Origin of the sequence: Curtobacterium sp. UCD-KPL2560 (genome assembly GCF_001705035.1) — a bacterium.
Taxonomy (GTDB): Bacteria; Actinomycetota; Actinomycetes; order Actinomycetales; family Microbacteriaceae; genus Curtobacterium.
Genome location: NZ_MCIG01000043.1, coordinates 20,093 through 27,443 on the forward strand (window position 1 = coordinate 20,093; position 7,351 = coordinate 27,443).

A 7,351-nucleotide genomic window follows, 5' to 3' on the forward strand; every position below is an offset into this window, starting at 1 on the left:
CATGCGGACGGCCGGACGCGCCGAACGCGGCCGGCCGGCCGTCGGCGCGGCCTCCGCTCGAGCTTCCCGCGGCGCCGGAGGACGCGCGGTGGCGGTGGCGGTGACGGTGACCACGTCGCGGCCGCCGGCGGCCCCGGACGGGCGACCCGCGCCTCCCGACCGGCCGCGTTCCTACGCGCGCTGACCGGCGACGTCGAGGAGCTCGCGCGCGTGCTCCATGCCGCTCGCGCTGTCCCCGAGGCCCGAGAGCAGCCGTGCCATCTCCTGCAGCCGGTCCTCGCCCTCGAGTCGCCGCACGCTCGACGAGGTGACCGCCCCGCTGGCGTCCTTCACGACGTTGAGGTGGTTGTTCGCGAACGCCGCCACCTGCGCGAGGTGCGTGACCACGATGACCTGCGTCCGCTCCGCGAGCTTCGCGAGCCGCCGCCCGATCTCGATCGCGGCGGCACCACCGACGCCCGCGTCGACCTCGTCGAACACGAAGGTCGGCACGGTGGTGCTGCCGGCCATCACGACCTCGATCGCGAGCATCACCCGGGAGAGCTCACCGCCCGAGGCACCCTTGCCGATCGGGCGCGGGTCGGTACCGGAGTGCGGCTGCAGCAGGATCGCGACCTGGTCCCGTCCGTGCCGCCGGTACTCGCCGCCGTCGGTGACCTCGACGACCAGGGTCGCGCCGGCCATCGCGAGCGTCCCCAGCTCCGCGGTGACGCGCTTCGCCAGGTCGGTCGCCGCCTTCGACCGAGCCGCGGTCAGTGCGGCAGCGGCGGTGGCGAGCGTCTGCTCGTCCTGCGCGACGGCCTCCTGCAGTGCGGTGATGCGGTCGTCGTCCCCGTCGAGCTCGAGCAGCCGATCACTCGCGCGCTGCCCGTAGGCGATGACGTCGTCGACCGTGTCGCCGTACTTCCGGGTCAGGTTCGCGAGCAGTGCCCGCCGTTCGTTGATGAGCTCGAGGTCGTGCCCGGCGTCCGGTTCGAGCGACCCGAGGTAGCTCGACAGGCTCGCCGACGCCTCGGATGCCTGGATGCCGAGCTCGGTCAGCTGCTCGAGGACGGGCAGCAGCGCCGGGTCCGAGCCGGCCACGCGCTCGACCGCACGCCGCGCCGTCTCGACCAGCCCGATGACGTCCGGGGCGTCGTCGAGCGACTCGCTGGACAGGGCTTCGTGCGCGGTCCCGGCCGACAGCCGGAGTTCCTCGAGGTTGCCGAGCCGTTCCGCGCGCTCGGTCAGTTCGACGTCCTCGCCGGGCTGCGGGTCGGCTGCCTCGATCTCGTCGGAGGCCGCTCGGATCCGGTCGGCCTCGGCGACGCGGTCGTCCCGGTCACGGACCAGGGTCTCGAGCTCGCCCGCGTGCGCCTGCCAGGTGTCGTACGCCGTCACGTACGCGTCCAGGGCGCGTTGCACCGCCCGACCGCCGAAGCCGTCGAGCGCCGCGCGCTGTGCCGACGCCGACGTCAGCCGGATCTGGTCGGACTGCCCGTGCACCGTGACGAGCTGGTCGGCGAGTTCGCCGAGCACCGCGACCGGGGCGCTGCGGCCGCCCACCGTCGCGCGGCTCCGGCCCTCGGCCGACACGGTACGGGTGAGGATGAGCTCGCCGTCCTCGACGGTCCCGCCGGCGTCCTGCACGCGCGCGGCGACCGCGTCCTGCTCCGGGACGTGCCAGCGGCCCTCGACGACGGCGCTCGACGCGCCACGGCGCACCGAGCCGGCGTCGGCGCGCGCGCCGAGGAGCAGCCCGAGCGCGGTGACGATCATGGTCTTGCCCGCACCGGTCTCGCCGGTCACGACCGTGAAGCCCGGGCCGAGCTCGAGCGTCGTCTCACCGATGACGCCCAGGTCGGAGATGACGATCTCCTCGATCATGCGTCGTCCTCGACGGCGGGGCCGCGCCACCCGGCGACGGGCAGCTGGAACTTCGCGACCAGGCGGTCGGTGAACGGGGCGTCCTTGAGCCGTGCGACGCGGACCGGGTCCGTCGAGCGACGGACCTCGACCCGTGCGCCCGGTGGCAGGTCGTGGGTGCGGCGGCCGTCGCACCAGAGCACGCCGACGCCGCTCGTCCGGCGCAGCACCTCGACCGCGAGGGTGCGGTCCGGGCCGACGACGATCGGACGGGAGAACAGGGCGTGCGCGCTGAGCGGCACCATGAGGAGCGCGTCGACATCGGGCCAGACGATGGGACCGCCGCCGGAGAACGAGTACGCGGTGGACCCGGTGGGCGTCGCCACGACGACGCCGTCGCACCCGAAGGAGGACAGCGGACGCCCGTCGACCTCGGTGACGACCTCGAGCATGCGCTCCCGTGACGCCTTCTCGATCGTCGCCTCGTTGAGCGCCCACGAGGAGTACACGACCTCGTGCCCGACGACCACGTCGACCTGGAGCGTCACGCGCTCCTCGACCTTGTAGTCGCCCGCGAGCACCCGCTCGACCGTGGCGTGCAGGCCGTCGCGCTCGCTCTCGGCGAGGAAGCCCACGTGCCCGAGGTTCACGCCGACGATCGGTGCGCCGGTGCCGCGGACGAGTTCGGCCGCCCGGAGGATCGTGCCGTCGCCGCCGAGCACGACGACGATCTCGAGCTGGTCGGCCTGCACGTCGACGTCGAGGATGTCGACCTGGCCGACGGAGGCCTCGGCGCGACGGACGTCGGCGTACTCGTCGAACGGCATCACCGGGACGAGCCCGGCGTCGTGCAGGAGGTCGCAGACCTCGACCGCAGCATCGATGGAGTCCTGACGCCCCGTGTGGGAGACGAGCAGGATGTGGCGGTCGCTCATGCAGCCCCTTCAGTGAGTTCGGACGCCCGACCGATCCACGCTGTCGGGTTCCCCCATTCTGTCGGATCGCCACCGACACGACGCTGGAAGCGCGCGAGGTACTCGTGGTTGCCGTGCGTGCCGACGATCGGTGACGCGGCGAGACCGGTCGTCCCGAGGCCCGCGTCCCACGCCGACCAGAGGACGTTCATGAGGGCGTCGTTGCGCAGCGCGGCGTCGCGGACGATGCCCTCGCGCACACCGCCACGACCGACCTCGAACTGGGGCTTCACCAGGAGGACGAAGTCGTCGGCTGGTACCGCCCCGGCGAGGACCGGCAGCACCAGGCGCAGCGAGATGAAGGAGAGGTCCCCGACGACCAGGCTGGTCTCCGGGGCCGCGGCGTCGAGGGCTGCGTACTCGTCGGCGGTGAGGGTGCGCGCGTTCAGCCCCTCGACGACCCGGACACGGGCGTCGATCGCCAACGAGGGATCGAGCTGCCCGTGGCCGACGTCGAGCGCGACCACCCGTCGGGCGCCGCGGTGCAGGAGGACCTGCGTGAAGCCCCCGGTGCTCGCGCCGACGTCGAGCACGACACGGTCGGTGGGGTCCACCTCGAACGCGTCGAGGGCGTGCACGAGCTTCAGCGCTGCCCGCGAGACCCACTCGTCCTCGGTGTCGACGACGATCGGCACCTGCGGGGACACCGGCGCGGACGGCTTCACCACGGGGCGGCCGTCCACCGTGACCCGGCCGGCCTGCACGAGCTTGGCTGCCGCGGTCCGCGAGCGGGCCAGACCACGGGCGGCCAGGAGGGCGTCGAGGCGGACCGGCTGCGACGCCTCGTCCGTCCGGGTGCCCGCGTCGGTGGAGGCGTGGTCGCGAGGCTCAGGCACGGTGCGCGCTCCCGCTCTCGAGGCGCGTCCGGAGTTCGTCGTGCAGTGCCGCGAAGGCGTCCGCGCGCTGTTCGAGCGGCAGCGCCTCGGCGGCAGCGGCACGCGATGCGACGCTGTCGGGTGCGTCGGCGGTCGCGTCCGCATCGGTCCCGTCTCCGGCGCGGGCGAACCCTGCGGTGTCAGGGGCGTCTGCGGAGTCGAGGGCGTCCGTGGTGTCGGGTCCGTGCGCGGGTCGCCTCGTCTCGGGACCACCCGCACGCTCGTCGTTCGACACGTCGGTCAGGCTACTCGCCGCCGTGGAGCACGGGGTCCACGTCGAGGCCGTAGATGGCCAACCCCGACTCCCAGATCAGGGTCGACCCCGCACGGAGCAGGTTGATGGGCGTCCCGCGGTCGAGGACCCGGACGACGTGCCCGTGCATCGCGACGGTGGCGTCGCCGACCGTGACGTAGCGCGTGCCGTCGTGGTCCTCGCGCCGCACGGTGACCGGGTACGGCTCGGACAACCCGCGGAGGTCCTCGAGCACGTAGGTCGGACGCGAGCGCTGGTCGGCGGCGAGGACCTGCTTCGCCTGGTCGATGCCCGTCAGCACGAGGACGCTGGGGATGCCCGCGTCGTTCGCACCCTTGATGTCGGTGTCGAGGCGGTCACCGATGAACAACGGCCGCTCGCCCCCGAACCGCGCGAGCGCAGCGTCGAAGATCGGGCGCTCGGGCTTCCCCGCCACCACCGGCATGCGGCCCACCGCCTGGTGGACGGCGGACACCAGCGTGCCGTTGCCGGGCGCGATGCCGCGTTCCACCGGGATCGACCAGTCCATGTTCGTCGCGACCCACGGGACGTCCGGGTCCGCGAGCGCGAACGACGCCTCGGCCAGGTGCGTCCACCCGAGGTCCGGCGAGAAGCCCTGGATGACGGCTGCGGGTGCGTCGTCGGCACTCGCCGTGACCGTGAAGCCGGCTTCCTCGACGATGCTCGTCAGCCCGAGCCCGCCGGTCACCAGGACGGTGGAACCGGCCGGCACGAGGGTCTCGAGCAGACGGACGCCTGCCTGGGACGAGGTCACGACGTCCTCCGGGCCGACGACCAAGCCGTACTGCTCGAGGTGCTCGGCGACGTCGACGGGTCGACGCGAGGCGTTGTTCGTGATGTAGCCGACCCGAGCGGACCGAGCAGCGAGGTTGAGCGCCTCGACCGCGTGCGGGATGGCGTTCCGTCCGCGGTAGACGACACCGTCGAGGTCGGTGAGGACGACGTCCACACCGGCCGTCGGAGGCTCAGCCTGCTGCGGAGCCGTCGACGTCGCGGGGGTTGTCGTCGTCGATCTCGTCGATGTCGTCGTCGGGCTCGTCGGGCTCCCCGAGCTGGGCGGAGTCGTCGAGGCCGTCGACACCGTGCTCGACGACGTCGGAGTCGGCTGCGACGTCGGCGACGGGCTCGTCGTGTCCTTCGACTTCTTCCTCGACCACATCAACTGTCTCCCATGCGTTCTCGTCCGCTGCGGCGGCGAGGGCCTCGGCAGCGCGGTCCACCCGCGCCCACCACTCGTCGGCCTCGTCCTGTCGCCCGAGCTCCTCGAGCGTCGCCGCGTAAGCACTGTAGAGCGCCGGCGACCACGTGTAGGCCGTGGTCGGGTCGAGCTGTGGAATCTCCAGCTCGCCCAGCGCGGCTGTGGGGTTGCCGAGGTCGAGCCGCGCACCGGACATCGCGATCGCGAGCTCCACCTGCACGGCCGGGTCGAGCGCAGCACGGTCGATCGACCGTCCGAGCTCGAGCGCGCGCTCAGGGCGTCCCAGCCCGCGCTCGCAGTCGACCATCATCGGCAGCTGGTCGTTCTTGCCCGAGATCCGTCGGTAGGTGCGGAGCTCGCGGAGCGCCGTGGCGAAGTCGCCGGTGCGGTACGCGGTGATGGCCGCGGTCTCGCGGACGACCGCCACGCGGCCGGCCCGACGCGCTGCACTGAGCGCGTGCTGGTTCGCGGTCTCGGGGTCCTCGTCGACGAGGAGTGCCGCCATGACCAGGTGCTTCGCGACCCAGTCAGCGTTCTCCTTGCTGAGGGTCTTCAGCTCGGCGCGTGCAGCCGGGTCCAGGTCGCGGGCCGAGACCTCGTCCGAGATCTCCGGGTCCTCGTGCCGCGGGCGGATCGACCGCGTGCCGTACGGGTCGCGGTCTTCCCAGTCGTCACGCGCTGCCTCGCCGAACCGTGCACCGGCGTGCCGGTCACCGTCACCGAAGCGCCGACGCTCGCCACCGCTGTCGCCGCCACGGTTCGGACGGTCACTGCCGAAGGAACGACGCTCACTGTCACGCGGCGGACGACGGTCATCGCCACCGCGGAACGGACGGTCACCATCACGCGCCGGACGACGGTCGTCACCACCACGGGCGGCACGGTCACCATCACGCGGCGGACGACGGTCGTCACCACCACGGAACGGACGGTCACCACCGAAGGAACGACGCTCGCCGTCCCGCGCCGGGCGACGGTCATCGCCACCACGGAACGGACGGTCACCATCACGCGRCGGACGACGGTCRTCACCRCCACGGAACGGACGGTCACCACCGAAGGAACGACGCTCGCCGTCACGCGCCGGACGACGGTCATCACCACCACGGAACGGACGGTCACCATCACGCGACGGACGACGGTCATCACCACCACGGAACGGACGGTCACCATCACGCGGCGGACGACGGTCGTCACCACCACGGAACGGACGGTCACCGCCGAAGGGACGACGCTCGCCGTCACGCGCCGGACGACGGTCATCACCACCGCGCGCGGCACGGTCACCGCCGAAGGAACGACGCTCACCATCACGCGCCGGACGACGATCGTCACCACCACGGAACAGACGATCGCCTCGCGGCCCATCACCGCGAGGGGGACGACCCGCGTCATCGCGTTCGCCGCGCCACGCCGGTCGGGAGCCAGAGTCACGGAACGGACGGTCCCCGTCACGAGCGGGGCGGCCGACGTCGCGACGCTGGGGGCCTGTGTTCCCGCGCGGGCGATCATCGCCCCGGCCACCGCGCTGCCCTTCGCGACGTTCGAAGTCCCGAGGCCCGGACGACCAACGGTCGCTTCGCGGTGCACCGCCGTCCCGACGTGGCTCCCGGTCGGATCGACCCTGGCGGTCGCCGTCGTTCCGTCGCTGCTCGTCGTCGTTCGCCACCGTTGCTCCTCGTCGCGTGCCCGAAACTGTCCTCGGGCGATCGTCCGCTGTGTCGTTGTGTGTAGAGGCCGCACGAAGTCGGCACCGAAGCAAGTCCATCACGGACCGCTCGGCACGTCGAGTGCGGCGCAGAAACAGATGTGGCCACCGGCCTCCACGAGAACGAGGGTCTCCCCTGCGAGTTCTCGATGGAGGGCCGATGGCCACATCACTTACGTTGAGTCCGGCGGCGTCCTACTCTCCCACAAGGTCCCCCTTGCAGTACCATCGGCGCTGAGAGGCTTAGCTTCCGGGTTCGGAATGTGACCGGGCGTTTCCCTCTCGCTATGACCACCGGAACACTGTCGACCCGAAACGGATCAAACACTGTTCCTTCATGCTGGTTCAGCTGAAGTATTCAGTTTGATTCCCGATCGTCTGTCGGGAACCACAAAGTGGACGCGAGCCCCCACCACAAGGGTGGGGAAATAATTGTGTTGTCAAGTCTTCGGCTTATTAGTACCGGTCAGCTCCACG

General features: G+C 71.8%; 6 protein-coding genes and 1 rRNA gene. All 7 read right to left on the reverse strand.

The annotated features are described in order from the left end of the window. Nucleotides 1-171 precede the first annotated feature (171 nt). Entirely contained in the window at nt 172-1,866 is a 1,695-nt protein-coding gene (gene recN / locus BEP24_RS10770; RefSeq protein ID WP_065963205.1) for a DNA repair protein RecN, read from the reverse strand. Next, on the reverse strand, nt 1,863-2,780 hold the full coding sequence (locus BEP24_RS10775) for an NAD kinase (RefSeq protein ID WP_065963206.1): 918 nt from the start codon (nt 2,778-2,780) through the stop codon (nt 1,863-1,865). The genes recN and BEP24_RS10775 overlap by 4 nt, the downstream gene beginning before the upstream one ends. After that, a complete protein-coding gene (locus BEP24_RS10780; protein WP_083230289.1) occupies nt 2,777-3,655 on the reverse strand; it encodes a TlyA family RNA methyltransferase in 879 nt (292 codons plus the stop codon). Before BEP24_RS10780 ends, BEP24_RS10775 begins: the two co-directional genes overlap by 4 nt. Continuing rightward, nucleotides 3,648-3,929: a hypothetical protein gene (locus BEP24_RS17080; protein ID WP_141693435.1), complete on the reverse strand. Its 282-nt coding sequence runs from the start codon at nt 3,927-3,929 to the stop codon at nt 3,648-3,650. Before BEP24_RS17080 ends, BEP24_RS10780 begins: the two co-directional genes overlap by 8 nt. Nucleotides 3,930-3,939: 10 nt before the next feature. Beyond that, nucleotides 3,940-4,917 carry an HAD-IIA family hydrolase gene (locus tag BEP24_RS10790; RefSeq protein ID WP_065963207.1) on the reverse strand — a complete coding sequence of 326 codons (978 nt, stop codon included), beginning with the start codon at nt 4,915-4,917 and terminating at the stop codon, nt 3,940-3,942. Between the two features lie 16 nt (nt 4,918-4,933). Then, nucleotides 4,934-5,671: a hypothetical protein gene (locus BEP24_RS10795; RefSeq protein ID WP_065963209.1), complete on the reverse strand. Its 738-nt coding sequence runs from the start codon at nt 5,669-5,671 to the stop codon at nt 4,934-4,936. A gap of 1,385 nt (nt 5,672-7,056) precedes the next feature. After that, nucleotides 7,057-7,173 (reverse strand): 5S ribosomal RNA (rrf, locus tag BEP24_RS10805). Nucleotides 7,174-7,351 lie beyond the last annotated feature (178 nt).

What these genes read in the sequence shown, in the direction of transcription:
- BEP24_RS10795 (WP_065963209.1), bottom strand. Translation starts at nt 5,671, where the DNA reads ATGGCGGCACTCCTCGTCGACGAGGACCCCGAGACCGCGAACCAGCAC.
- BEP24_RS10775 (WP_065963206.1), bottom strand. Translation starts at nt 2,780, where the DNA reads ATGAGCGACCGCCACATCCTGCTCGTCTCCCACACGGGGCGTCAGGAC.
- recN (WP_065963205.1), bottom strand. Translation starts at nt 1,866, where the DNA reads ATGATCGAGGAGATCGTCATCTCCGACCTGGGCGTCATCGGTGAGACG.